Below are 26,255 nucleotides of genomic sequence, written 5' to 3' on the forward strand. Positions count from 1 at the left end.
GCGGGGGTCAGCCGGCCGGCTGGTCGTGGGTGGAGCAGTGGATGCCGCCCCCGCCGGAGGCGATGGTGTCGATCTTCACGGGGACGATCTCGCGGTCCGGGAACTGCTCCCGGAAGACCTCCTGGGCGTGGCCGTCGGCCTTGGCGTCGCCGAAGAGCGGCAGGTAGACGCCCTTGTTGCCGATGTAGAAGTTCATGTACGAGGAGACGAAGGCGTCGCCGCGGCCGGTGATCCGGTCCGGGTCGGGCTGGCCGATCTCGACGACCTTGAGCTTCCCGCCGGTCGCGTCGGTGGCCTCGGCGAGGACGGTGCGGGCCTGGTCGGCGGAGCGGGACCAGACGTCGGGCGGGGTGCCGGGGAAGGCGCGGTCCAGGAAGACGACGCCGGGGGCGGCGAAGCGGGCGAGGCAGTCGACGTGGGCGTCGGTGATGTCCTTGCCCTTGACGCCCGCCAGCCAGATCACCTTGGTGAGGCCCAGCGTCCGCTTGAGCTCCGCCTCGACCTCGTCGCGGGTGCGGCCCGGGTTGCGGTTGTCGTTGACCACGGAGCTCTCGGTGACCAGCAGGGTGCCCTGGCCGTCGGTCTCGAAGGAGCCGCCCTCGGCGGTGAGCGGGGTCTCCAGCCGCTCGATCCCGTACTTCTCCAGGACGGTGCGGGCGATCCGGGCGTCGTTGGCGTGCTCCTGCTTCCCGCCCCAGCCGCTGAAGTTGAAGTCGACGCCCTTGACCTTTCCGCCCTCCTCGACGAAGACCGGCAAGGTGTCGCGGGCCCACAGGTCGTCCACCGGGACGGCGAGCAGCTCGACGTCCGAGCCGCAGGCGTTGCGGGCCGAGGCCTCCTGGCCGGGGCGGACGAGCAGGACCACCGGTTCGCGCTGTCCGATGGCCCGGGCCACGGTGGCGATGTCCCTGCGGACGGCGCCGAGCTGCTCGCCCCAGACGTTCTCGGAGGCGGGCCAGGCCATGAAGGTCCGCTCGTGCTTCTCCCACTCGCCGCCGAGCCGCCGGCCGCGGGCGGGGGCGGGCGCGGGGGTGGGATCGGAGGCGGGCGCCGGGGGCTGCGCGGCGGGCTGTCCGGGGGTGCCGGAGGCCGGGGCCGCGGGGCCGGCCGGCTCGTCGCCGGCGGTGGCGCAGGCCGTCGCGCCGAGGGCGATCGCACCGGCTCCGGCGAGGGAGCGCAGCACCGTGCGGCGGGCGAGGGGGGACTGGGACACGGTGGACTCCGGTGGGGCTGGGGGGTGGATCCGGCGCGGCGGGGAGGGCGGGCTCCGGGGGAGCGGCCCACGCGGCGATGGTCGGCGGCGGACGAGGAGGTCGTCCGGGAGGACGAGGTCGGTCGGCAGCGCCGGGACCGACTCTCGCATTGACTGAAAAATCAGTCAAGCTTTACGGTGAAGTCACCCAAACCACCCCGAGACGACCGGGGGCGCCGTACGAGCGGCCCAGGTCACGACGATGAAAGGCCGGGTGAGGCGGCGATGCTGCGCAATGGTCTGGAGCCCTGGCACGTGCTGGTCACGGTGGCCGTGCTGGTGCTGCTGTTCGGCTCCAAGAAGCTGCCCGAGATGGCGCGCGGACTGGGGAAGTCGATGCGGATCCTGAAGTCCGAGACGGCGGCCCTGCGGGAGGACGGGGCGCCCGGCGGGGCGGTCACCGAGCCGCCGGGTGGAGCAACCGCGGGTTCGCCCGGCGGAGCGACGGCCGGTTCACCTGGCGGAGCGACGCCGGGTGTGCCCGGTGGAGCCGTCACCGAGCCGCCCGCGGCCCCGCAGGCCAGGCCGGTGAAGCGGCCGCTCTGACCGGCGGGCCCGTACGCGAGCCCGCCGCCGACGTCGGGAGCCGTCGTCCCCCCGCCGCCCGACGGGGGAACGACGGCTCTCAGCCGTTGCGGCGGTAGTGGTCCAGGGACACCCGGACCGGCCCGTCCGGGCCCGCGGTCGACAGCACGCGGACGACCGCGAGGTCCCGGCCGTCCGCGGACCGGACGCAGAAGGCGCCGCGCGGCCCGACGGCGGCGAACGGGATCCGCCCGGCCGGGCGGCTGCCGAGGCCCTTGAGGCACTCGGCCGGGCCCAGTCCGGCGTCCCGGCCGATGAAGGAGTCGGCGTTCTCCGGCACCAGGAACTCGCCCTCGCCGCGGCCGACGTACCAGGTCGCGCTGTCGGTCGGGACCACGGTGCCGGTGGCGAGGTCGAACTCGTAACCGGCGTCCGACGAGGTCAGCTCGACCGCGCGGTAGGCCGGGGCGTACTCGGGGGCGGGGGCGGACGGCGGTGCGGCGCCCGGCGCGACGGGGACGGACCGGGTGGGCGACGGCGACCCGGCGGGCGTCGGGGCGGCGGTCGGGGCGCCGGGCTCGGCGGCACCGGACACCGGGGCCTCGGCGGCCGAGGCCTCCCCCGACTCCTGGTCGTCGAGCAGCAGGGCCGTCGCGGCGGCGGCGCCGACGGCCAGGGCGACGGCGGCGGTCAGCGCGGTGCGCCCGAGGGCGCGTCTGCGGCCGCCCGCGCGCGGGGCCTGACGGCCTGCCGACACCTGCGACCCGGCGGGCAGCGGCCCGGCGGGTGCCGGGGCGGTTCCGGTCGCAGGCGCCGGCGCGAGCACCGTCGGCGTCGGCGCGGTGGTCGGGGCGAGGACCGTACGCGCCGAGTCCCACCCGGGCCCGGCGGCCCCGGGCCCCTCGGCCGGCACCCGCGGCAGCTCGGCGTGCCGGGTGATCTGGCTGGTCAGCGGGTGCGGCAGCCAGTCGTCGCCGAACCTGAGCCGCCCGCCCACGGCCGGGTGGCTCCGGGCGGCGGCGATCACCTCGGCGGTGGTCGGACGGTCCTCGGGCCGCTTGGCCAGGCACCGCAGCAGCAGCGCGCGCAGGCTCTCCGGGACCCGGCCGAGGTCGGGCTCCTCGTGGACGGTCCGGTAGAGCGCCGCCGGGTCCGGGCCGTCCCCGAACGGCGGAGCGCCGCCGGCGACGTGGACGGCCAGGGCGCCCAGCGAGTACACGTCGGTGGCCGGGGTCGCGGCCCGGCCCACGGCCTGCTCGGGCGCCATGTAGGCGGGCGAGCCGATCCGCAGGCCGGTGCCGGTCAGCGCGCTGGCGTCGGCCGCGCGGGCGATGCCGAAGTCGATCACCCGGGGGCCGTCGGAGGCGATCAGCACGTTGCCGGGTTTGAGGTCCCGGTGGACCACCCCGGTGGCGTGGATCGCCTGCAGCGCCTCGGCGATGCCGGCCATCAGCAGCAGGACGGTCCGTTCCGGGAGCGGGCCGTGGCGCTGCACCACCTCCTGGAGCGAGGGGCCCGGCACGTAGGTGGTGGCCAGCCAGGGGGTGGCGGCGTCCACGCCCGCGTCGACCACCTGGGCCGTGTACAGCCCGTGGATGCGCCGGGCGCTGGCCACCTCCTGGGCGAACCGGGCCCGGAACTCCGGGTCCCCGGCCAGTTCGGGCCGCACCACCTTGAGCGCCACCGGCCGGCCGCCGGGGGTGTACGAGAGGTAGACCCGGCCCATGCCGCCGGCGCCGAGCCGGGCGGCCAGCAGGTGGCCGCCGACCTCGCGCGGGTCGTCGTCGGCCAGCTCCTGGAAGACCGGCTGGAGGGCGAAGGGGGACCGGTCAGCGGACATGCGGGCTGCCTCTCTCGGCGGTCAGGGGGCGGCACGGGGGCCGGACGGGCCGGACGGGCCGGAAGCGGGCGTACGGCACACGCGGCACACGCGGCACACGCGGCACGCACGGCACGCACGGCACGCACGGCGCCGCAGAGTTTAGAGGTTTTATCAGGATCGGCCGAATCGGCCCCGGCGAGGGGTGTCCGACGCGGGAGCCCGACGGGAACGGTCCGCCCGCAGGGGCCCGGCTAGTCGCGCGCCAGCTCCGCCTCGACGGCCCCGCACAGCAGCCGGCGGGCGTGGTCGAGCGGCAGCGAGCCGCTCAGCCAGCGCACGCTCAGGCCCTCGACGAGGGCGGTGAGCCGTTCGGCGGCGGCCGCGTGCGCCGGGGCGGTCCCGCACGGATCGGCCCGGGCGAGCAGTTCGGCGATGTCGTGCACCCAGGTGTGGGTGGTCCGCGCCAGGTCCTCGCGCAGGTGCGGTTCGAAGACCGCGGTGGCTCTCAACTCGCCCCAGGCGGTGCTGTTCTCCCGGACGTCCGGGCTGTCCTGGAGCTCCCGGAGCAGTACGCGTTCGAGGTCGGCCCGGGGGCTCTCGGCGCGGGCCGGGGCGGGCTCCTCGTCGGCGGTGTAGTGGTCCGCGCGGTCGCTGATGTGCGCCAGCGTCTCCCGGAGGATCCCGGCCCGGTCGGTGAAGTGGTAGTAGATCAGCGAGGTGGACACCCCGGCCTCGGCGGCGAGTTCGTTCACGCGCAGTCCGCGTACGCCGCGCCGGGCGATCACCCGGGTCGCGGCCTTGAGTATTTCCGTCCGACGGTCCGACATGGGCGCCCACTCTACCGGGCTTCCCGGCTGGTCAGACAGGTTCCTGATGATCGTTTCAGGGGTTTCCATCAGCTTTGCCTCCAAGTCTTGACTGAATTTTCAGTACGGTAGAGGATGCGGGGCAACCCCCACGCCTCCCGCATCAGCCAGGGAGCGCCCCGTAGACCCCCACCCCCTCCCGGACACCACCGACGGCCACGTCGCTGCCCGGCGCGCCGCGCCGCGCCCGGAGGGGCCCGAACAGAAGAGGTTTCCCGTGACGTACCGAATGCCCGCGGAGTGGACCGAGCACGAGGGCTGCCTGATGGCCTGGCCCGTCCGCCCGGACCTGTGGGGCGACACCCTCGACGAGGTGAAGGGCGAGTACGCGGCCGTCGCCCGCGCCATCGCGCAGTTCGAACCGGTCACCATGGTCGCGCCGCCCGGCCACGGCGAGGAGGCCCGGGCCCGGTGCGGCGAGGGCATCACCGTGGTCGAGCTGCCGACGGACGACTCCTGGTTCCGCGACTCCGCGCCGATCTTCGTCCTCGACGGGGACGGCCGCCGGGCCGGCGTGGACTTCCGCTTCAACGCCTGGGGCCGCAAGCACAGCCCCTGGGACGCCGACGACCGGATCAGCGGCCTGCTGCTGGAGCACCTCGGCACCCCGGCGATCCGCTCCGAGATGATCCTCGAGGGCGGCGCGATCACCGTCGACGGCGAGGGCACGCTGATCACCACGGAGCAGTGCCTGCTGCACCCCAACCGCAACCCGGAGATGACCCGGCAGGAGATCGAGGCCGAACTGAAGGCGCGCCTCGGCGTCACCAAGGTGGTCTGGCTGCCGTACGGCGGGGCCCTGGACACCGAGACCGACGGGCACGTGGACGGCGTCTGCGCGTTCGTGGCCCCCGGCAAGGTCGTGGTGCAGCTCCCGGCCGACCCCGCGCACCCGGACCACGCCCGGATGCGGGCCAACCGCGCCGTGCTGGAGCACTCCACGGACGCCCAGGGCCGGCCCTTCGAGATCGTCGACCTGCCGCAGGCCGCCTTCGTCGAGGTCGACGACCGCGAGGTCGAGGTCGGCTACCTGAACTTCTACCTCGCCAACGGCGGCGTCGTCGTGCCGGTCGCCGACCACCCCGAGGACGCGGGCGCCCTGGCCGTGCTCGCCGCCGCCTACCCGGACCGGAAGGTCGTCGGCGTGCGCGCCCGGGTGATCGCCTACGGCGGCGGCGGCGTCCACTGCATCACCCAGCAGATCCCGGCCGCCCACGCCTGACCCTCGCCAGCGAACGGAGACCCCACCCTCATGACTCCCACCGCGCCCGCGAGGGGCGCCGGAGCCCGCGGCCGGCTCGTCCTCGCCACCGCCCTGCTCTCGGCGGCGGCCCTGGTCGCCGCCTGCTCCGGCCCGCCCCGCGGCGGCGCCGACCAGGCGGCGGTCCGGCTCTCCGCCGACACCCCGCCCGCCAAGGGCGAGCTCGACTCGTTCACCTGGGCCACCTACGCCGAGCCGCCCACCCTGGACTACCTCCAGGCCTTCGACTACCCGCAGAACACGGTGCTCTCCAACGTCTGCGAGAGCCTGATGCGCTGGACCCCCCAGCTCACCCTGGCCCCCGGCCTGGCCGAGAAGGCCTCCAACCCCGACCCGGCGACCTGGGTCTACGACCTGCGCTCCGGCGTCCACTTCCACGACGGCACGGTGATGACCGCCGACGACGTCGTCTACAGCCTCGGCCGGCAGATGAACCCGGACAACGCGGCGGCTTGGGCGCAGGTGTTCCAGAACGTCGAGTCCGTCACCAGGACCGGCCCGCTCCAGGTCACCGTCAAGCTCAAGCAGCCCGACTCCCAGTTCCCGCAGTACATGGCGACCGCCGCCGGCGTCGTCGCCGCCAAGGCGGGGGTGGAGGCCGCGGGCAAGGACTACGGCACCAGCGGCGGCCTCGACTGCACCGGCCCCTTCACGCTGGGCACCTGGGCCAAGGGCCAGTCGATCGAGCTCCAGCGCTTCGACGGCTACTGGGGCGCCAAGGCCAAGTCGAAGAAGGTCGTGTTCAGCTTCCTCACCGACGCGTCCGCCCGCACCAACGCGATGCTCACCGGCGACGTCGACGGCGGCTACCTGATCCCCACCGAGAGCTACGACCGGCTGAAGCGCGAGGGCCCGGGCACGCTCTACTTCGGCGAGGGCCTGAGCACCGTCAACCTCAACGTCACCAGCATGAACGGCCCGCTCGGCGACCTGCGGGTCCGCCAGGCGCTCTCGCTGGCCCTGGACCGCTCCGGCTTCGTCCGGACCGGCCTGGCCGGCGCCGGCACCGTCACCGGCTCCCTCACCACCAGGGCCGCCTGGGCCGGCGCCCCCGAGGACGTCCGGAAGGCGGCCTTCGACCACCTCACCCCCACCGCCCCGGACATCGACCGGGCCAAGGCCCTGGTCAAGGAGGCCGGCGCCGAGGGCAGGACGCTCACCGTCGCCACCAGCACCATCGGCCAGGACGTCTCGCTGCTCGCCACCGCTGTCCAGGCCGCCGGAGCGAAGATCGGCCTGAACGTCCAGCTGAAGACGATCGCCCCGAACGCCTTCACCGCGCTGTTCACCGACGCCAAGGCGCGCGAGGGCATCGACCTGTTCCCGGAGACGTACTACGACTCCGTCACCGACCCGCTCGACCTGCTCGCCAACTTCCGGACCGGCGCCTACCAGAACTACGCCGGCTTCAGCGACAAGGCCTACGACGACCTCGTCGACCAGGCCACCGCCGAGTACGACCCGGCCAGGCGCGGCGCGATCGAGGCCAGGCTCCAGCAGACCGCCTCCGAGCAGCTGCTGTGGATCCCGGTCGCCGAGTGGCCCACCTCCGTCTTCCTCAACAAGCGCGTCACCGGCGCCCCCACCACCATCTCGTACATGTACTACCCGTGGGCCGCCGACGTGGGGGCCGCCCGGTGAACTTCCTGAGATTCGCCGCCCGGCGGCTGGCCGAGATGGCCGCCACCCTGCTCGGCGCGTCCTTCGTGGTCTTCGGCGCGATGTACCTGGCACCGGGCAACCCGGCGAGCTTCCTGCTGTCCGGCCGGTCGGCCTCCCCGGCCGCCCTGCAGGCGATCAACGAGCAGTACCACCTCGACGACCCGTTCCTGGTGCGGTACTTCCGCTGGCTCGGCCAGGTGCTGCAGGGCGACTTCGGACGCTCCATCACCTACCGCACCGACGTGTCCCGGCTGCTCGCCGACCGGCTGCCCGCGACCCTGACCCTGGTGGTCATGGCCCTGCTCGTGGTCGCCGTCCTCGGCCTGGCCCTCGGCTGGATCGGCGCGGTGCGCGGCGGCGCGACCGACTCGGCGGTCCTGCTCTCCACCACGCTCGCGGTCGGCACCCCCTCCTTCGTCGCGGCCGTCCTGCTGCAGGGCCTGTTCGCGGTCAAGCTGGGCTGGTTCCCGACCAGCGGCACCGGCGACGGCTTCGGCGACCTGCTGTGGCACCTCACCCTGCCGGCGGTCGCCCTCGCGCTGTACCTGATCGGGATGCTCGCCCGGGTCACCCGCTCGGCGATGCTGGACGCCCTGGAGGGCGAGCACGTCGCCGTCGCCCGCAGCCGCGGCGTGCCCGAGCGCGAGGTGATCCGCCGCCACGTGTTCCGCAACTCGCTGGGCACCGTGCTGACCACCGGCGGCCTGATCGTCTCCACCCTGCTGGTCTGCACGATCCTGGTGGAGTCCGCGTTCAGCATCGGCGGCATCGGCCAGCTCCTCGAACTGTCCACCACCACCAAGGACTTCCCCACCGTCCAGGCCATCTCGCTGCTGATCGTCGCCCTGTTCATGACCGTGAACCTGGTCGTCGACCTGCTCCACCCGCTGGTCGACCCCCGGGTCGCCCTCGGTTCGAGGAGGGCCGACGCATGAGTGTCGCCCTCACCCGCCGGCCCGGCCTCGGCCGTCTCAGGGCCGCCCGCGCCCCGCTCCACCTGGCCTGCCTCGGCCTCGTCGCCCTGGTGGTGCTCGCCGCCCTGTTCGCCCCCTGGATCGCGCCGGACGACCCGAACGCCGTCGACCTCGGCAACGCCCTCGCCGGCCCCTCGTCCGACCACCTGCTCGGCGTCGACGCCGCCGGCCGCGACACCCTCTCCCGGCTCCTGCTCGGGGCCCGCACCTCCCTGCTCGGCCCGCTCGGCGTGGTCGCCTTCTCCACCGTCGCCGGCGTCCTGGTCGGCCTGGTCGCCGGCTGGCGGGGCGGCTGGCTCGACTCCGTCCTCTCCCGCGGCACCGAACTGGTCTTCGCCTTCCCGGGCATGCTGCTCGCCATCCTGATCGTCTCGGTGTACGGGGAGGGCCTCCTCGCCCCCGTCGTCGCCCTCGCGATCGCCTACCTGCCGTACGTCTCGCGGCTGACCCGCTCCCTGGTGCTGGCCGAACGCGAACGCCCCTACGTCGCCGCGTACCAGGTCCAGGGCCACTCCGCCGCGCAGATCTGCCTGCGGCACGTCCTGCCCAACATCGCCCCGATCGTCCTGGCGCAGTCCACCATCAACTTCGGCTACGCCCTCATGGACCTCGCCGGCCTCTCCTTCCTCGGCCTCGGCGTCCCCGCGCTCACCCCCGACTGGGGGCGGATGGTCTTCGACGGCCAGACGGCGATCCAGCACGGCTACCCGCTCTCCGCGATCCTGCCGTGCGTCCTCCTCGTGCTCACCGTCGTCGCGTTCAACGTCGTCGGCGAGCGCTGGGCCGACCGCGTCGCCCGGAGGAGCCGATGAGCCGGGAGAACGACGAGCCGGAGAACGACGAGCCGGAGAACGACGAACCGGGGGACCCGACGAACCGGCGCAGCCCCGAACCGGAGGACCGCGTGAACGCCCTCGACATCCGGGGCCTGCGGCTCCGCCTGCCCGGCACCGCCCGGCCCGTCCTCGACGGGGTCGACCTCGCCGTGGGCCCCGGGGAGACTGTGGCCCTGGTCGGCGAGTCCGGCTCCGGCAAGAGCCTCACCTCCCGCAGCGCCCTCGGCCTGCTGCCGCCCGGCGCCACCGCCGAGGGCAGCGTCCTGGTCGACGGCGAGGACGTCCTGACGATGGGCCCCGACCGGCTGCGCGCCCTGCGCACCGGCCGGGCCGCCATGGTCTTCCAGGACCCCAGGGCCGCGATCAACCCGCTGCGCCGCGTCGGCGACTTCCTCACCGAGGGCGTCCGTCTCGGCGGCCGGACGAGCCGGGAGGACGCCGAGCGGCGCGCGGTCGAACTGCTCGACGCCGTGGGCCTCGGCCCGGAACTGCTGCGCCGCTACCCCGGCCAGCTGTCCGGCGGCATGCTCCAACGCGTCATGATCGCCGCCGCGCTGATGGGCGACCCGGTCCTGCTGCTCGCCGACGAGCCCACCACCGCGCTCGACGTCACCAGCCAGGCCGAGGTGGTCGCGCTCCTCGACCGGCTGCGCCAACGCTTCGGCACCGGCCTGCTGTTCGTCACCCACGACCTCGGTCTCGCCGCCGCCATCAGCGACCGGGTCCACGTCATGTACGCCGGGCGGATCGTCGAGAGCGGCCCCGCCGAGGCGCTCTTCGCCCGGCCCCGCCACCCCTACACCGCCGCGCTGCTGGCCGCCACCCCGGGGCTGGACTCCGGGAGCGGCCGACTCGCCGCCATCGACGGCCAACCACCGGACCTGCGCGAGGAGTTGACGGGCTGCGCGTTCGCCCCCCGGTGCCCCCGGGCGACCGCCCTGTGCCGCGAGGAGACCCCGGCGCCGGGCCCGGTCGCCTGCCACCACCCGCTCGAAGGGAGCCGCGCCGATGCCTGAGGCCGTACTGGAGGTCACCGGACTGTGCCGGACCTTCGGCACCGTACGGGCGGTGGACGACGTCTCCTTCACCCTCCCGGCCGGCGGATCGCTCGGCATCGTGGGCGAGTCCGGCTCCGGCAAGACGACCACCGCCCGGATCGTCGTCGGCCTCGAACAGGCCGACGACGGGCGGGTCGCCGTCCGGGGCCGGGCCCGCGCCGGCCGGGTGCGGGGGAGGGCCGGGCGGCTGGCCCGCGCCCGTGAGGTCCAGATGGTCTTCCAGGACCCGTACCTCTCCCTGGACCCGCGCACCAGCGTCGAGGCCGTGCTCCGCGAGACCCTGCGGCTGCACTTCCCCGGCACCGACCACGCGGCCCGGATCCGCGAACTCCTCGACCAGGTCGGCCTCGGCAGCCGGGCGGCCGACGCGCTGCCCCGGCAGCTCTCCGGCGGCCAGCGTCAACGCGTCGCCATCGCACGGGCGTTGGCCGTCCAACCGGCCGTCCTGGTGTTGGACGAGGCGGTCGCCGCGCTGGACGTCTCCGTGCAGGCGCAGGTCCTCAACCTGCTCGCCGACATCCGCGAACGGACCGGCATCGGCTACCTGTTCATCACCCACGACCTCGGCGTCGTCCGCTGCGTCACCGACGAGGTCGTCGTGATGCGCCACGGACGGATCGTCGAATCCGGCCCCACCGCCCATGTCCTGGACTCCCCGCAGCACGCCTACACCCGGCTGCTGCTGGAGTCCGTCCCCCGGCCCGGCTGGGATCCCGACCGGATCGCCGCCGCGCGCCGCGCCTTGTAAGACGGCTCCGGCCCGGCAGGTGGTGGGACCTGCCGGGCCGGAGCGACCGAGCAACACCGGCGGGCGACGCCGGGCAGCAGCGACCCTGCCGGCCCGGCGCCACCGCCGCAGGAAGGACGACCGTGCAGGTCACCACCGACGACACCAGCGCGACCGACCGGGCCGCGCACCGATCCCCCCGCCGCCGTTGGCGGTTCGCCGCCGTCCTGGCGGTGGTCGTCACCCTCTGCGGGTCGGGCATCGGGCTGTACCTCAACGAGCGCGACACCCGCGAACAGACCAGGGAGCTGGCGGTCCCCTCGACGCCCGACTGGATCGAACTGGACGTCACCGCCCAGGACGTGGACCCGACCGCCCAGCAGCTGACCCTCTACGTCACCCCCGTCCCGCACGGCAGGTTCGCCGCCGGGCCGGACTCCCAGACCTTCGCCCGCCCCGTCGAGATCACCGTCACCGGCACCCCCAGGGTGACCATCCGGGCGGCCGAGGGGGAGGCCGCGGCGTCCCAGCTCGTCCAGGTGGGGACGTACGACGGCACCAAGACGGACTACCCGTTCGACCGCTACCGCGCCGAGGCCGGCTTCACCGCCACCAGCGGGGGCGCGGCCGTGCCGGTCGGCCTGGTCCTCACCGACACCGACCCGTTCTTCGTACTGCGCCCGCAGGCCACCACCGCGAGCTCCGGTGCGGTGACCCTGGATACGCGGATCACCCGGTCCCGCAGCACCTTCATCCTCTCCTGGTTCATGATCGCGGCCATGTGGGCCATCGCCCTGGCCGTCCTCGGCGCCGCCGAGGTGCTGTACCGCAAGCGCGAGGGGCTGGTCTGGCCCTCCCTGGGCTGGATGGCGGCGAGCCTGTTCGCCCTGATCGGCATGCGCAACGCGGCCCCCGGGGCGCCGCCGATCGGATCCCTGATCGACTACGTGGCGTTCTTCTGGGCCGAGGGCCTCATCGCCGCCAGCCTGGCCTGCACCGCCTGGTCCGGCATCCGCACCGAGCACCGGCTGCGCCGCGAGCGGGAGGCGGTGACCGAGGCGGCGTGAGCCGAGGGGCGGTGAGCGGGGGCGGTGAGCGGATTCCCCCGAACGGCGGGTGCGTGCCGCACCGGAATCTGACCTTCCGATCAGTAGCCTGCGGAGCCGAACCCGACCCCAACCGGAACGAGGCCCCATGGCTCACCCCCGGCCGTCCCGCCGTTCACTCCTGCAGTCCGGGGCCGCGCTCGCCGCGCTGGCCCTGACCGGTGGCTGCTCCTCCGACAGCGGATCGGGGGAGCAGTCCGGTCAGAGCGGTACGGCCTCGGGGGCGGCCGGGTCGGGGAGCCCGGCGGCCGGCGGGTGGGCCATGCCGGCCGAGTCCGGCCCGCACACCCGCACCTTCATGGCCTGGCCGGCGCTGGAGGAGGTGTGGGGCGACCAACTGCCGGCCGTCCGGCAGGACATCGCCGGGCTGGCCCAGGCCATCGCCGGCTTCGAGCCGGTCGTCCTGCTGGCCCGCCCCGACCAGGCCGACCAGGCCCGGCAGGCCTGCGGCTCCTCGGTCGAGGTGCTGGAACTGAAGGTCGACGACCTGTGGGCCCGGGACACCGGCCCGACCTTCGTCACGGGCCCGAAGGGGCTCGCCGGGGTCGACTTCAACTTCAACGGCTGGGGCGGCAAGCAGACCCACGCCAACGACGCCCTGGTCGCCCGCTACCTCCTGGACCACTACGGCATCACCCGCGTCCAGGCGCCGGTCACCGGGGAGGGCGGCGGCATCGAGGTGGACGGTGAGGGCACCCTGATGGCCACCGAGAGCTCCTGGGTCAACGACAACCGCAACCCCGGCAAGTCCCGCGACGAGATCGAGGCGAGCCTCAAGGGCCTGCTCGGCGTCGAGAAGGTGATCTGGTTCAAGGGCGTCGCCGGGCAGGACATCACCGACTGCCACGTCGACGCCCTCGCCCGCTTCGCCGAGCCGGGCACCGTGGTGCTGCACCGGCCCGCCGCCGACACCCCGCCGGACGTCTGGACCACCGCCTCCGCGCAGGCCGTCCAGGTGCTCCAGTCCGAGACCGACGCCAAGGGCCGCGCGTTCACCGTGGTCGACCTGCCCGAGCCCGACGTCACCCTGATCCAGGGCGCGGGCAAGGACTTCCTCGCCACCTACATCAACTACTACGTCTGCAACGGCGGCGTCATCGTCCCGCGCTTCGGCGACCAGGCCACCGACGACCGGGCGGCCGGCATCATCGGCGACCTCCACCCGGGGCGCAAGGTCACCCAGGTCGGCATCAACCACATCGCCGCGGGCGGCGGGGGCATCCACTGCGCCACCCAGCAGCAGCCCGTCGCACCCGGGTCCACCGGGTGACGCGGGGTCAGATAGTGGGACCGTCAGGCGCCGGACGGCCGGGCAGCGGCGGAGGAGAGCGAGTCCAGCAGCGTCCGCAGCACCCGCTCGGCGTCCACCGTCCCGTCCAGCGACCCGATGGCGGCGAGCCCGTCCACAGCGGCGGCGAAGGCCTCGCCGAGCGGCACCGGGTCGGCGCCGTCGCCGCGCTCGTCCAGCAGGCAGCGGAACAGGCCGACGAAGGAGGACCGCCAGCGCGCGTACTCGGCCTCCAGGCTGGCGCGGACGCGTTCGTCGTTGAGGGCGAGCCAGTGCAGGGCCGCGTGCAGGCGGGCGAGGTCGGGGCTCTCGGGCCGGGTGAGCAGTGCCAGGACCCGCTCGGAGCGCTCGGCGTAGCCGCCGGGGCCGGCGACCGCCTCCTCCAGCGGCGTGATCCACTCGGGCCGGATGTCCTCGACCACCGCGACGATCAGGTCGGTGCGGTCCGCGAAGTGGTAGTGGCACATCCCGTGCGAGACCCCGCACAGCGCGGCCACGTTGCGGGTGGTGAACCGCCCCGCGCCGTCGCCGGCGAGCAGGGTGCGGGCCGCGGCGATCAGCCGGGCCCGGGTCTGCTCGCCCTTGGCGGAAGCGCGCGCCCGGCCGGTGCCGCCGGGGCCGGGGGCCGTACGCGGGGCTGCGCCCGTCGCCTGTGTCGCCATGGCCGCCACTGTAACGACTGCGGGGGAGCGGCAGGGGCGCATCGGCACCGATCTCTGCGCAAAGTATTGACCGAGCGCTTGGTCAGTTTTACCTTTTCGGTCAACTGCCGGACAGGCAGCGCACTTTGACAGGGAGGTAGTGATGGAGGGCAGCTTCAGATCCCATCCGGCGATCGACGGAGGGCTCGGCCGACGCCGGTTCCTGACGGCGGCTGGGCTCGCCGTCGCGGGCACCGCGCTGACCGCGGCGAGCGGTGGGCAGGCCCGGGCCGCGCAACCCCGCACCGCCGCCGCGGGCCCGGCCGTCGCCGCCGGCCTCCGGGTGCCGCTGGACACCGTCCGGCACACCCGCACCTGGATGGCCTGGCCGGACAGCAGCACCATCTGGCGGAACAAGCTCGGCGGTGTCCAGTCGAACATCGCCCTGATCGCGAAGACCATCGCGAAGTACGAGCCGGTGACCATGTGCGCCAACCCGGCGAGCGTCGCCAAGGCGCGCTCGATGTGCGGTTCGGCCGTCACCGTCATCGGGGACATCCCGGTCGACGACTGCTGGATGCGTGACACCGGTCCGGTCTTCCGCACCGACGGCGCCGGCGGCCTCGACACGATCGGCCTCAACTTCAACGGCTGGGGCAACCACCAGAACCCGCACGGCAACGACGCCCTGGTCGCCGGGCGCGTCGCCGCCTACCTCGGCCTGCCGTTCACCGCCGCCGGGCTGGTCGCCGAGGGCGGCGCCATCGAGACCGACGCGGCCGGCACGCTGATGGCCACCCGCAGCAGCATCCTCAACGCCAACCGCAACCCCGGCATGTCCCAGGCCGCGGTCGAGAGCGCGATGTGCGCGGCCTACGGCGCCAGCACGGTGATCTGGTTCAACGGTGTGGCCGGCCAGGACATCACCGACGACCACGTGGACGCCACCTCCCGCTTCCTCGACGCGGGGACGGCCGTGGTCCAGATGCCGCTGGCGAGCGACACCGACGCCTGGTCGAACGACGCACGGCAGCAGTACCGGATCCTGACCACCACCACCGGTGCCCAGGGCACCCCGTTCGCGGTCAGCCGGATCCAGGGGCCCGACTACAACCTGATCCGCTCGACCGACCCCAACTTCGTCGGCTCCTACGCCAACTACTACCTGTGCAACAACGCGGTGATCGCGGCGCAGTTCGGCGACACCAAGGCCGACAGCGCCGCCAGGACGGCCCTCGCCCGGCTGTTCCCCGGCCGCACCGTCGAGCAGCTCAACATCGACTCCCTCGGGGCGGGCGGCGGCGGGATCCACTGCGTCACCCAGCAGCAGCCCGCGGCGTGAACCCGCCGGGGCCGGGTCCGGCCCGCCGACCGGACCCGGCCCCGAACGGAGGCCGGCCCGGGGTCACCCCCGGCCCGGCCGGTCCGGTCAGCCCAGGGCGGGGATGTCGTGGGTGGCGCAGTGGATGCCGCCACCGCCGGCCGCGATCGCGTCGATCTTGACCGGCACGATCTCGCGGCCCGGGAAGTACTGCTTCATGAGCTGCTGGGCCCGGTCGTCGGCCCTGGCGTCGCCGAACTTCGGCAGGTAGACGCCCTTGGTGCCGATGTAGAAGTTCATGTACGAGGAGACGAAGGCGTCGCCGCGCCCGGTGATCTTGTCGGGGTCGGGCTGCTGGAGCTCCACCACCTGGAGCTTCCGGCCGGTCGCGTCGGTGGCGTCCTTCAGGACGGACCGGGCCTGGTCGGCCGAGCGGGACCAGACGTCCGCCGGGGTGCCGGGGAAGGCCTGGTCGAGCAGGACCACACCGGGGGCGACGAAGCGGGTCAGGCAGTCGACGTGGGCGTCGGTGATGTCCTTGCCCTTGACGCCGGCCAGCCAGATCACCTTGGTCACGCCGAGGACCTTCTTCAGCTCGGCCTCGACCGCGTCCCGGCTCATGCCCGGGTTGCGGTTGTCGTTGACGACGGAGCTCTCGGTGACCATCAGGGTGCCCTGGCCGTCGGTCTCGAAGGAGCCGCCCTCGGCGACCAGCCGGGTCTCGATCCGTTCGACGCCGTACTTGGCCAGCACCGTCCGGGCGACCTTGGAGTCGTTGCCGCGCTGCTGCTTGCCGCCCCAGCCGTTGAAGTTGAAGTCGACGCCCTTGACCGTGCCGCCCTCCTCGACGAACACCGGCAGGGTGTCCCGGGCCCACAGGTCGTCGACCGCGATCGGGACGACCTCGACCGCCGAGCCGCAGGCCTTCCGGGCGGCGTCCGCCTGTTCGGGCCGGGCCATCAGGACGACGGGTTCGCGGGCGGCGATGGCCTGGGCCAGGCCGGCGACGTCCCGGCGGACGTCCGCGAGCTGGTCGCCCCAGACGTTCTCGGAGGCGGGCCAGGACATCACCGTGCGCAGGTGCTTGTCCCACTCGGCGCCGAAGCGGCGCACACCGGGGGTGCCGCCGGGCCGCGTGGGCGGTACGGCGCCGTCGAGGTCCTTCAGGTCGTTGGGGTCGCAGGCGGTGAGGCCGAGGGTGAGGGCGCCGACTCCGGCGCCGACGCCGGCGAGCCTGCGGATCAGGGTACGGCGGGACAGGGCGTTGGTCATGCGGGAACTCCAGCTGAGGGTCTGGGTGGTGGTGGAGGAGAGTGCGCGGGGCGGCCGGGCTACGGCAGCGGTTCGTGCATGGTCGAGCAGTGGATGCCGCCGCCCCCGGCCATCAGGCGGTCGACGTCGATCTGCACCACCTCACGGCCGGGGAAGGCCGCGGCGAGCGCGTCCCGGGCGGCGGCGTCCTTGTACGCGTCGCCGAACTGGGCGGTGATGACGCCCCCGTTGACGACGTGGAAGTTGAGGTAGGAGTCGACGAACTTGGAGCTGCGGGAGCGGACGGTGTCCGGGCCGTGCACCGGGACGACCTGCAGGCGGCGCCCCCGGGCGTCGGTGGCGGCGGAGAGGATCGCGAACTGCTCGCGGGCGTCCCGGGCCCAGGCGTCGTTGCGGTCGGCCGGCGGCAGCTGCACCATCACCGTGCCGGGGCGGACGAACCGGGAGTTGACGTCCACGTGGTCGTCGGTGATGTCCTGGCCCTTGATCCCGGGCAGCCAGATCATCGTGTCGGCGCCGTAGGCCTCCAGGACGGCCTCCTCGATCTCGTCCCGGCTCATGCCGCGGTTGCGGTTCTTGTTCACCAGGCTGCTCTCGGTGGCCATCACGGTGCCGTCGCCGTCGGTCTCGATCGCGCCGCCCTCGCCGACGAAGTCCGCGAAGGTGTGGCGCAGGCCGCGGCGGGTGGCGACGAGCTCGGCGACCCGGGCGTCGTCGTGGTGCACCTGCTTGTTGCCCCAGCCGTTGAAGTTGAGGACCACGGCGTCCAGGCCGCCGTACCCGTCCCGGCGGAACACCGGCGCGGTGTCGCGCATCCACAGGTCGTCGGTGGGGATCGCGGTGATCACCTCGACTCCGGAGCCGCACCAGGACTGGGCCTTGCCCGCCGTCCAGTCGTCGGGGGCGCACATCACCACCGGCTCGAACTCGGCGATCGTGCGGGCGATCAGGGCGATGTCCTCCTGGACGCCGCCCAGCCGCAGTCCCCACACGCCCCGGCGGGAGGGCCAGGACATCCAGGTCCGCGCGTGCGGGACGTCGTCCGCCGGCACCCAGGGGTAGGGCTCGGTGGAGCGGTCATCGCGGTAGTGGGTCATGAGGGCCTCCAGATCGTGCGACGGTGCCGGGAGGGGTGCCGGGGGCCGCCGACTCCACTCTTCGCGCCGCGCCGGGGCGGCGCACGTGGGGACGGACGGGCGGCAGCACCCTGCCGCGGGTTCAGGCTCGCACTGACTGAAAAGTCAGTCAAACTCGCGGTCGTGCCCTAACGCATCCTTGACGGGCTCCGTGCGCAGAGTGAGGCCCCCCGTGCGGTCCGTACGGATCAGGACCCGAGCCGGGCCACCTCGGCGTCGACCGCGTCGGCCATGAGCGTGCGGGCGTGCGCCAGCGGCAGGCTGCCGCTCAGCCAGCGCGTGCTCAGCCCCTCCAGCAGCGCGGTCAGCCGCTCCGCCGCCCCGGCCAGCGCGACCGCCGAGGACATCGGCCGTACGGTGCCGAGCAGTTCGGCGACCTCCTGCACCCAGATCCGGGTGGCCCGCGCCAGGTCCTCGCGCAGCGTCTCGTCGAACACCGCGCTCGCCCGCAGCTCGCCCCAGGCGGTGCTGTTCTCCCGCACCTCGGCGGTGTCCTGGAGCTCCAGCAGCAGGGTCTGCTCCAGCTCCTCGCGGGGCGTCAGCGGCGGGGCGTCCTCGGCGCGCTCGGTCGTGTACCGCTCCGCCCGGTCGTTGATGAACTCCATCGTCTGCCGGAGGATCCCCGTCCGGTCCTTGAAGTGGTAGTAGATCAGCGCGGTGGACACACCCGCCTCGGCGGCGAGCTCCTCCACCCGCAGCCCGCGCACCCCGCGTCGCGCGATCACCCGCGCCGCTGCTTCCAAGATCGACGTTTTACGACTGGCCACGATCCGCCACCTTACCGGGGCGCGGGCGCCGGCCCCGTGCGGTTGCTGAAAGGCCGGTCAGCGGAGGTCGGCCGATTCCCCCCGGATGTGACACAGGTCACCTCCGATGCAGAACCCGCACGCCGCATCGGGCGTCTGGCTGGTGTGAGATCACGCAGGAGAACACTGGACGACCTGGACGAGGAACGCCTCCTCCGGCTGGTGGCCAAGGGCGACCGCGGGGCCTTCGACGAGCTGTACCGGCGGACGTCGCCCTGGCTCGCCGTACGGCTGCGCCGCCGCTGCGCGGACGAGCAGATCGTCGCCGAAGTCATGCAGGAGACCTACCTCGCGGTCTGGCGCGCCGCCGGCGCGTTCGCCGGCAGCGCGGTCGGCGGGACGGCCGTCGGCTGGCTGTGGACGATCGCGGCACGCCGCCTCGTCGACGCGTTCCGGCGCCGGGCCCACCACGCCGAACCGCCGGTCGCCGCCGCCGAGCGCGCGGTGGTGCCCGCGGCGGAGGAGGAGGCGCTCGCCGGCACCGTCGGCGGCGACGTCGGGGACGCCCTGCGCCGGCTGGCGCCGGAACTCCGAGAGGTACTGCAGGCCACGGTGCTCGACGGGCTCTCCGTCCGGGAGACCGCCGTCCTGCTCAGACTGCCCGAAGGCACGGTCAAGACCCGTGCCCGTCGGGCCCGGATCGCGATGCGGGAGGCGCTGGCATGAGTGGGGAACACGCGACCAGGCAGTTGATCGACGACTACGCACGTGGCGTCACGACGATGGCGGCGGACACGGTCTGGGCGCTGGAGGCCCACCTGGAGACGTGCGCGCCCTGCCGGAGCCTGCTGGCGGCCTCCGTCGCCACCGGGGCACCCGACATCGCCGCGCTCGTCGACACCGTCCGGGCGGGCCTGGAACCGCGGTTGGACGCGGTGGGCGCGGTGCCCCCGCGGTGGCGCCGGCCGAGGTGGGTGTCGTCCTGGCTGACGCCGGCCATGACCCCGTGGCTGGCCATGACCGCCGTCGTCACCCTGGTGGCGCTGCTGCTCGACGCGACCGCCCCGGCGGAGGTCTTCGGCAGCTCCTCACCGGTCTCGCTGATCGCGCCGGTGCTGCCGCTGTGCGGCGTCGCCGCGTCCTGGTCCAGCGGCCTGGACCCGGCCCACGAACTGACCGCCTCCACCGCCCGGGCCGGCCTGCCCCTGCTGCTCAGGCGCACCACCTCGGTCCTCGTGGTGGTCCTGCCCGTCCTCCTGCTGGGGGGATGGCTGACCGGGAGCACGACGGCCGCGCAGTGGCTGCTGCCCTCCCTGGCCTTCACCTCCACCGCCCTGGCGCTGGGCAGCGTGGTCGGGGTGACCCGCGCCGCCCTCGGGCTGGCGGCCGGGTGGGGCCTCGTGGTCGTGGCCCCCACCTCGATCACCGGCCGGGTCCCCGCCTTCCTCCAACTGGCTCTGCAGCGCGACCAGTTGCCCGTCTGGGGGCTGCTCCTCGCGCTCGGCGTCTGCGCCGTGATCGCCCGCCGGGACACGTACTCGACGTTGTGAAACCCATGTCCACCCTGTCCGTCCTCGAAAGGGACCATCGCATGACGTATACGGCGAGCGCGGCCGACACCGCGCCGAAGACCTACCCCTGGGAGATCCGGGCCAGCGGCCTGAAGGTCCGCGTCGGACGGAGCAAGATGGCCGTCGACGGCCTCGACCTCTCGCTGGGCATCGGTGCCCACGGCCTCCTCGGGCCCAACGGAGCGGGCAAGACCACCCTGATCCGGACGCTGGCCACCGTGCTGCGCCCCACCGAGGGCGAGCTGGAGATGCTCGGCACCTCCCTCGGCAGGGTGGGCGACCACCGGGCCCTGCGCCGCCGCATCGGCTACCTGCCGCAGGACTTCGGCTACTACAAGCGGTTCACCGTACGCGAGTTCGTCGAGTACATGGCCTGGCTGAAGGAGGTCCCGAAGCGGGACGTCCCCGACGCCGTCCAGCGCGCCGTCGAACGGGTGGGCCTGGCGGACCGCGCCGACCACCGGATGAAGACCCTGTCCGGCGGCATGGTGCGGCGGGCCGGCATCGCCCAGGCCATCGTCAACTCCCCGGCGGTGCTGCTGCTGGACGAGCCGACGGCCGGCCTCGACCCGGCCCAGCGGCTGCGCTTCCGCGAACTGCTGACCGACCTGGGCCGCGACACCTGCGTGGTCGTCTCCACCCACCTGGTCGAGGACGTCGCGGCCGCCTGCTCCGACGTGGTGCTCTTCGCCGACGGCCGCCTCGTCTTCCAGGGCACGCCGGACGAGCTGGGCGCGGCGGGCAGCGCCGAGCACCCCGGCGACAGCCCCCTGGAACGCGGCTACTCGGCGCTGCTCCGCACCTCCGGCCAGCAGGGGAGCGCCTGGTGAACGCACGCGTGCTGCGAACCGAGCTGAAGCGCTCGGCCGCCCCCTGGGCCGGAGTCGTCGTCCTGGGCGGCAGCCTGGCGGTCTTCCTCCCGTTCGACGCGTTCTGGTGGCACGGCACCGCGGGGTGGACGGCCCAGTGGACCACCATGGCGTTCTGGACCCGGTCCCTGCTGACCTTCTGGTGGCCCTTCGTGATCGGCGTCGGGGCGGTGTACGGGCTGCGCGAACCCCGCTCGCGGATGACCGAGCTGCTGACGACCACGCCGCGGCCGGCCTGGCGCCGTGCGGCGCTGCCGGCCGGTGCGATCGGGCTCGCGCTGGCGGCGGGCTTCGGCCTGCTGGTCCTGGTGGGCGGAGTCCAGGTGGCGTCCGGTCCGACCACCTACACCCCCCTCGGCTGGCTGCCGATCTCGCTGGTGGCGGCACTGGCCCTGGTCGCGGGCGCCGTGTTCGGCATGGGCGTCGCGCGGGCGCTGCCCTCCGTCCTCACCCCGCCGGCCCTGGTGGTGATCGTCTTCGTCGGGACGGGCCTGTTCCTGCGGATGAACAACGAAGGGGCGGTACCGACGGGCCGGGTGGCGAACCGGTTCGCCCTGCTGTCCCCGGCGACCCCGGAGCCGCGGCAGATGCTGCTGACCCTGTCCGGCTCCGTCCACCTCGGCCAGACGCTCTGGCTGCTCGGCCTGCTCGCCACCGGCGTCGCGCTGCTGGCGGCCGCGACCCGGCGGGCCCGGCTGCTCGCGGTGACTCCCGCCCTGGCCGGCCTGGCCCTGGCCCTGCTGGTCCTCCCGTCCGCCGCACGCGACGTCTACGTCGTCGACAAGGCCGCCGCGGCGCTGGTGTGCGACGGGCCGGTGTGCGTGACCCAGGCGAGCCGCTCCCACCTGGCCGAGCTCACCCAGCGCAGCAAGGACGCGCTGCGCGTGCTGCACGAGGTCCTGGGCGACCGGGCGCCGACCTCGGTGCGGGAGGACACCGCGCTGCACGAGCTCGCCGAGGCGCGCGAACTCTCCGCGGACGTGCTGCTGGTCGACTTCAGCGAACGGCTGCTCGCCGACGCGACGGGCGAGCAGCCGACCCGCGCGCTGATCGCCAAGGGCCTGGCACCGAGCTGCTACCCGGACAACGACAAGGAGGGCGGCGGGCACGTCGCCATCCCCGCCCAGAGCATCGCCGTGAGCTGGGCGCTCCACGACCCCCAGCTCCAGCCGCTGGCGCCGAAGGGCACCACCGCGTACGAGGTCGAGACCTGGGCGGCGGCCGACACCGCGTGGCAGAAGCTGACGGCACTGCCGCCGGCGGAGCAGCGCTCGCGGATCGTCGCGCTGCACGCCGCCTCCCTGTCCTGCGCGCGGCAGGACCAGATTCCGGTGCTGGCCGGGGAGGTGTCGCAGTGAGGTGGCTGACGCTGTACGCGCGTTCACGGCAGGTGCCCACGTCGGCGGCCGCGGTCGCGCTCACCGCCCTGGTGGTGTGGGCCTTCAACCGGGGTGGCGGCACGGGCGCGGTGGAGGCGGACGCGATCAACCCGATCGTGTACTTCGTGCTCGCCGCGGGCGTGGCGGCCGGCTCCGTCGGGCTCGGCGGGCAGGACTCCGCACTGGACCGGACGGCCGCGATCCGGTGGGCGCCCCGCCGGGCGGCGCACGCGCTGTTGATCGGCGTGGTCGTCGGCGCCGCGGTGCTGGCGGTCCAGGCCGCGGGGCCGAGGTTCGCCCCCACCGAGGTCGTCCTCCGGGACACCGCGGGCCTGGCCGGCCTGGCCGCGCTCGGGGCGGTGCTCTGCGGAGCGCACCTCGCCTGGATCCTGCCGATCGGCTGGCTCGGCTTCACCATCCTCGTCCCCCCGCTGCCGCCCACCACCGTGGGGAAGGCGATCGGCTGGATGACCTGTCCGGCCGGGACGGGGGTGTCCACCTGGACCGCGGTGGCCCTGCTGGTGACCGGCGGCGCGCTGTACGCGGTGGCCGGCCCGCGACGGTGACGGGCCCGTGACGGTGACGGGCCCGTGGGCGCCGACGGAGCACCCGGAGGCGCCCGCGGACCGGCCGCGTGCCGGGGCGGCATCGCCGCCTGGTCACCCTGCTGTCAAGTGATCTCACTCCTTCGAGTGAGGATCGGTCGCCGATCGGTCGGTGGAGCACCTCTCGCGGTCAAGACTGACCCCCGAACGAACACAGTCAGTTCTCGGAGGGGGAACGGTGTCGACCATCGGAATGTCCGGCATACCCGGCGAGGTCGGGGCGGATCGACGGCTGCTGGTCAGCGTCTTCGACCCGCAGGAGGCGCGGGAGGCGGTCCTCGGCGGCGCGCGGATCATCGACAGCGAGGATCCGCGCAGCGCGCTCGGCACGATCAAACCGCGCCGGATCATGGACATCGCGGACGCGGTGCTGGCCGCCCGGCGGGACCTCCCGGTCCAGCTGAGCACCAACATCGGCGAGGACCAGCTGCTGTACCGGCGCGCGGAGAACGGTCTGGCCCTGCCCAAGTCGGCGTACGAGCAGGTGGGCAAGGCGGCCCAGGCCGCCCTCGGCGTCGCCCTGGCGATGGGCACCCGGGTGCATCCCTGCGGGATCGTCAAGGTCGGTCTGGACGGCATGCGGACCGATGAACTGGCCGACGTGCTCGGCGAGATCACGGCGACGCTGCGCCGGACCGACCGGCTGTCGCAGACCCGGGTGATGTCCGTCCTGTTCGCCCAGGACCTCGACCTGTGGGACGCCCGCAAGACGCTCCCGCAGGTGCGGCGCGCCCTGGTGGGCCTGCGGGAGTACTACCCGTGCGAGCCGTCCACGCCCGGGGCGTTCGACCTCGCCGAGTACGCGGACGCACTGCTCGACCCGCACGGCGAGCCGCTGTTCGGCGGCCGGCGGCCGGAGCCGGCCGAGCTGAGGGCCTCCGGCGCCCTGCCGACGGGCACGACCGGCGGTTTCGTGGCCGTCAACGAGCCGTTCTCCCACGCGGGTTACGGTCTCACGACGGCCCGTCGCACCGATCGGGAGGCGATCCGCGCGATGGTCGAGGCCAGCGCGGCGGCCGGCGCCGACGCGATCATGGTGGACACCAGCATCCTGCTGAAGGTCGCCCGGATCGGACTGGTCTCCACCGCCGGCAGCCCGGAGCTCGCCGACCTCGACCGCCACGACACCGACCGGCACGGCCTGGCCAGGGCCGGCATCCTCTCGCTGGAGGAGATCCGGTTCCTCGTGGAGCTGTGCCACGCCCACGGCCTGGAGGTGAACCTGGCCGGGTCGGTGCAGAGCCACCACGCCCAGCAGGTCTGGCGGCTCGTCCCGGAGCTCGACCAGCTCTCCGCCCGCGGTGGCGTCAGCGCCCTGGCCCGCGACCCGTACGGCGGCACCGGCCGTGGTACCCGGCACGAGCGGACCGTGCGCCGCGCCCTGGTGGGCGGCCTGGTCCCGCCGGAGCAGGGCGGCCGGCTGGTGCTGCCGCGGCGGATGACGGAGCAGCCCGGGGCGCTCGACGACCTGGCGGGCCTGCTCAAGCGCCACCCCGACCTCGCCGCGTACTCCTCCGACGCTTACGGGGTACTGGCGCCGCTCGGCTGAGCGGTGGCGCCCGCGAGACCGCAGGTATCGCTCATTCACCGTACGGCGACGCGGAGTCGGTGATATCGGTTGTCCGAGTACGTCCGACTACGTCCGAGCACGCGTGAGTACGGACCACTTCGAGCACCAGCGAGAAGGAGCACCTCTTGACCACTCACCACAGGCGCGGTGCCCACCTGCGGACGCTGTCGGCCCTGACGGCGGCGCTGTCCGGGATCGTCGGCGTCACCGCGCTCGGCACCACCCCGGCGGCCGCCGCCGACCAGCGTCACCCGATCTACGCCATCGCGCACCGGGTCGACACCCTGGACGGCGTGGACGCCGCGATCAACCACGGCGCCAACGCCATCGAGATCGACGTCTGCGCCTGGTGGAACCCGAACGAGTGGCGCGCCTACCACGACTGTTCCTCGGCCGGCGAGAACCGGCTCGGCCCCAGCTTCGACAGCATGCTCGACCGCATCCTCTCCAACGCCGACGCGGGCCGCCGGCTGTCGCTGGTCTGGCTGGACATCAAGGACCCCAACTACTGCGGCGAGGAGCCGAACCGCACCTGCAGCGTCGCCGGACTGCGCGACAAGGCCCAGCGGCTGACGGCCGCCGGCATCCAGGTGCTCTACGGCTTCTACGAGTACCACGGCGGCAGCACCCCGGACGTCGGCGGCCGGGGCTGGAAGAGCCTGGAGGGCAGGCTCGGCCCGCTGGAGGGCATCACCACGACCGGCACCCGCGACCAGGTGAACAGCGCCTTCAACCGGTCCGGCTCCGGCTTCCCGGCCGGCCGCCGGGCGATGGACTACGGCGACAGCGACATCACCAAGGGCTTCGGCAACTGCACGGAGGCCACCTACAACACCTGCGCGGAACTGAAGAAGGGAGCCGCCGACCGGTCCGCCGGACGACTCGCGGCCACCCTGTCCTGGACGACCACCTACAACGACCCGTGGTACGTCGACAAGCTCCTCGGTGACGCCCAGGTGGACGGCATCATCGCCGGCTACGGCGCCTTCACCGGGGTGCGCGAGTACGACAACGGCTGGCAGTGCGCCAACGCCGTCAACCTCGTCCGGGACTGGGTGAACCGCCACAGCGGGACCCACCGCATGGCCACCAGCGGCGACCGCCTGTTCAGGTAGGAGACCGTTCGTCGCGGGTAGGGGGCCCGGCCTCTCTCCCGCGGGCGCCGACCCGGAGCCCGCGGGAGAGAGGGGAGAAGGAGGGGGCCGGTGCCGTCCGGACAGGGCATTTTGTCTCGGGCACCGGGGAGGGGTAGGGTCTCCCAGTCGCTCGACTGGGAGCACCGGACACGTGTCAACGCGGACGGTCCCGGGGTGGCCAATCCTCTGAACCAACACTTCCCGGCTCGGGCTGGGGCGAATCTGTCATGCGCAGGTGCGGCCCAGTCTGTATATGGCGTGTTCGTTTTATCGGATTGCGGTCGGATTCGCTTTTCGGAGCGGGGATCGGCTAGAGTTTGAAACGTCGGACAGGGCGTCAAACCCCGGAAGACACCGGCGAGTTGGATGAACGAAGCCCCGGAAACGGAGCGGAAAACATCTGATAAGCTGGAAACACGAAAGAACGAAGCCCGGAGGGTCCGCTGGAAGGCGGTCCGAAGGAAGCGTCCGTTCCTTGAGAACTCAACAGCGTGCCAAAAGTCAACGCCAGATATGTTGACATCCCCGGCCTCGGTCATTGCGACTGGGGTTGGAGATTCCTTTTGAAACAAACACTAGCGAGGACGCAGTGCGCGGGGCCGCCCTATTCCGGTGGTTGCCGTGCCGCTCAA

At 73.6% G+C, this 26,255-nt stretch carries 24 protein-coding genes; 17 read left to right on the forward strand and 7 right to left on the reverse strand.

All coding sequences use genetic code 11. The annotated features are described in order from the left end of the window. Positions 1-7: 7 nt before the first annotated feature. Positions 8-1,213, reverse strand: coding sequence for an agmatine deiminase family protein (locus AMK13_RS28320; protein WP_074004627.1), 1,206 nt, complete (start codon positions 1,211-1,213; stop codon positions 8-10). A gap of 264 nt (positions 1,214-1,477) precedes the next feature. Between AMK13_RS28320 and tatA the strand changes: the two genes are divergently transcribed. Then, positions 1,478-1,798, forward strand: a complete 321-nt coding sequence (gene tatA / locus AMK13_RS28325) for a Sec-independent protein translocase subunit TatA (RefSeq protein WP_074004628.1) — start codon at positions 1,478-1,480, stop codon at positions 1,796-1,798. A gap of 79 nt (positions 1,799-1,877) precedes the next feature. Here tatA and AMK13_RS44220 read toward each other — a convergent pair whose 3' ends face one another. After that, positions 1,878-3,617, reverse strand: coding sequence for a serine/threonine-protein kinase (locus AMK13_RS44220; protein ID WP_074004629.1), 1,740 nt, complete (start codon positions 3,615-3,617; stop codon positions 1,878-1,880). A gap of 233 nt (positions 3,618-3,850) precedes the next feature. Then, complete coding sequence (locus AMK13_RS28335; protein ID WP_074004630.1) at positions 3,851-4,426, reverse strand: TetR/AcrR family transcriptional regulator; 576 nt, start codon at positions 4,424-4,426, stop codon at positions 3,851-3,853. A gap of 256 nt (positions 4,427-4,682) precedes the next feature. Here AMK13_RS28335 and AMK13_RS28340 point away from each other — a divergent pair, with 256 nt between their 5' ends. From AMK13_RS28340 to AMK13_RS28375, 8 genes are all read left to right on the forward strand, one after another. Continuing rightward, a complete protein-coding gene (locus AMK13_RS28340; protein ID WP_241853060.1) occupies positions 4,683-5,687 on the forward strand; it encodes an agmatine deiminase family protein in 1,005 nt (334 codons plus the stop codon). Positions 5,688-5,717: 30 nt separating this feature from the next. Next, the gene (locus tag AMK13_RS28345) at positions 5,718-7,367 is read left to right on the forward strand and encodes an ABC transporter substrate-binding protein (RefSeq protein ID WP_074004632.1); all 1,650 of its coding nucleotides are present in this window, start codon (positions 5,718-5,720) and stop codon (positions 7,365-7,367) included. Beyond that, a complete protein-coding gene (locus AMK13_RS28350; RefSeq protein WP_079272556.1) occupies positions 7,364-8,323 on the forward strand; it encodes an ABC transporter permease in 960 nt (319 codons plus the stop codon). The genes AMK13_RS28345 and AMK13_RS28350 overlap by 4 nt, the downstream gene beginning before the upstream one ends. After that, a complete protein-coding gene (locus tag AMK13_RS28355) occupies positions 8,320-9,174 on the forward strand; it encodes an ABC transporter permease (RefSeq protein WP_074004633.1) in 855 nt (284 codons plus the stop codon). Before AMK13_RS28350 ends, AMK13_RS28355 begins: the two co-directional genes overlap by 4 nt. Beyond that, a complete protein-coding gene (locus tag AMK13_RS28360; protein WP_079272539.1) occupies positions 9,171-10,214 on the forward strand; it encodes an ABC transporter ATP-binding protein in 1,044 nt (347 codons plus the stop codon). The genes AMK13_RS28355 and AMK13_RS28360 overlap by 4 nt, the downstream gene beginning before the upstream one ends. Continuing rightward, positions 10,207-11,004, forward strand: a complete 798-nt coding sequence (locus AMK13_RS28365; RefSeq protein ID WP_074004634.1) for an ABC transporter ATP-binding protein — start codon at positions 10,207-10,209, stop codon at positions 11,002-11,004. Before AMK13_RS28360 ends, AMK13_RS28365 begins: the two co-directional genes overlap by 8 nt. A 122-nt stretch (positions 11,005-11,126) precedes the next feature. Next, positions 11,127-12,050, forward strand: a complete 924-nt coding sequence (locus AMK13_RS28370; RefSeq protein ID WP_074004635.1) for a DUF4436 family protein — start codon at positions 11,127-11,129, stop codon at positions 12,048-12,050. A gap of 127 nt (positions 12,051-12,177) precedes the next feature. Further along, the gene (locus AMK13_RS28375; protein ID WP_074004636.1) at positions 12,178-13,359 is read left to right on the forward strand and encodes an agmatine deiminase family protein; all 1,182 of its coding nucleotides are present in this window, start codon (positions 12,178-12,180) and stop codon (positions 13,357-13,359) included. 23 nt (positions 13,360-13,382) lie between these two features. Here AMK13_RS28375 and AMK13_RS28380 read toward each other — a convergent pair whose 3' ends face one another. Further along, positions 13,383-14,039 carry a TetR/AcrR family transcriptional regulator gene (locus tag AMK13_RS28380; RefSeq protein WP_158077750.1) on the reverse strand — a complete coding sequence of 219 codons (657 nt, stop codon included), beginning with the start codon at positions 14,037-14,039 and terminating at the stop codon, positions 13,383-13,385. Positions 14,040-14,181: 142 nt separating this feature from the next. Here AMK13_RS28380 and AMK13_RS28385 point away from each other — a divergent pair, with 142 nt between their 5' ends. Beyond that, the gene (locus tag AMK13_RS28385; protein WP_074004638.1) at positions 14,182-15,360 is read left to right on the forward strand and encodes an agmatine deiminase family protein; all 1,179 of its coding nucleotides are present in this window, start codon (positions 14,182-14,184) and stop codon (positions 15,358-15,360) included. 87 nt (positions 15,361-15,447) lie between these two features. Here the strand turns inward: AMK13_RS28385 and AMK13_RS28390 are convergent, their stop codons facing one another. From AMK13_RS28390 to AMK13_RS28400, 3 genes are all read right to left on the reverse strand, one after another. Next, positions 15,448-16,611 (reverse strand): agmatine deiminase family protein, encoded by a 1,164-nt coding sequence (locus AMK13_RS28390; RefSeq protein WP_074004639.1) that lies wholly within the window; start codon positions 16,609-16,611, stop codon positions 15,448-15,450. 59 nt (positions 16,612-16,670) lie between these two features. Then, a complete protein-coding gene (locus AMK13_RS28395; RefSeq protein ID WP_074004640.1) occupies positions 16,671-17,708 on the reverse strand; it encodes an agmatine deiminase family protein in 1,038 nt (345 codons plus the stop codon). Between the two features lie 227 nt (positions 17,709-17,935). Beyond that, positions 17,936-18,514, reverse strand: coding sequence for a TetR/AcrR family transcriptional regulator (locus AMK13_RS28400; protein ID WP_049650856.1), 579 nt, complete (start codon positions 18,512-18,514; stop codon positions 17,936-17,938). Between the two features lie 144 nt (positions 18,515-18,658). On the opposite strand from AMK13_RS28400, the gene AMK13_RS28405 reads away from it, so the two are divergent. The 7 genes from AMK13_RS28405 (at position 18,659) to AMK13_RS28435 (ending at position 25,602) form a co-directional block, all read left to right on the forward strand. Then, entirely contained in the window at positions 18,659-19,219 is a 561-nt protein-coding gene (locus AMK13_RS28405) for an RNA polymerase sigma factor (protein WP_181970890.1), read from the forward strand. After that, a complete protein-coding gene (locus AMK13_RS28410) occupies positions 19,216-20,043 on the forward strand; it encodes a zf-HC2 domain-containing protein (protein ID WP_074004641.1) in 828 nt (275 codons plus the stop codon). The genes AMK13_RS28405 and AMK13_RS28410 overlap by 4 nt, the downstream gene beginning before the upstream one ends. 41 nt (positions 20,044-20,084) lie before the next feature. Further along, on the forward strand, positions 20,085-20,894 hold the full coding sequence (locus AMK13_RS28415) for an ABC transporter ATP-binding protein (protein WP_107418869.1): 810 nt from the start codon (positions 20,085-20,087) through the stop codon (positions 20,892-20,894). Next, the gene (locus AMK13_RS28420) at positions 20,891-22,291 is read left to right on the forward strand and encodes a hypothetical protein (RefSeq protein WP_074004643.1); all 1,401 of its coding nucleotides are present in this window, start codon (positions 20,891-20,893) and stop codon (positions 22,289-22,291) included. The genes AMK13_RS28415 and AMK13_RS28420 overlap by 4 nt, the downstream gene beginning before the upstream one ends. Beyond that, entirely contained in the window at positions 22,288-22,878 is a 591-nt protein-coding gene (locus AMK13_RS28425; protein ID WP_074004644.1) for a hypothetical protein, read from the forward strand. Before AMK13_RS28420 ends, AMK13_RS28425 begins: the two co-directional genes overlap by 4 nt. 217 nt (positions 22,879-23,095) lie before the next feature. After that, positions 23,096-24,466, forward strand: coding sequence for a (5-formylfuran-3-yl)methyl phosphate synthase (locus AMK13_RS28430; protein WP_143204651.1), 1,371 nt, complete (start codon positions 23,096-23,098; stop codon positions 24,464-24,466). Positions 24,467-24,612: 146 nt separating this feature from the next. Beyond that, positions 24,613-25,602 (forward strand): phospholipase D, encoded by a 990-nt coding sequence (locus AMK13_RS28435; protein WP_049650863.1) that lies wholly within the window; start codon positions 24,613-24,615, stop codon positions 25,600-25,602. Positions 25,603-26,255: the final 653 nt, after the last annotated feature.

The sequence above is a fragment of the Streptomyces sp. CB02056 genome (assembly GCF_001905545.1).
GTDB lineage: Bacteria > Actinomycetota > Actinomycetes > Streptomycetales > Streptomycetaceae > Kitasatospora.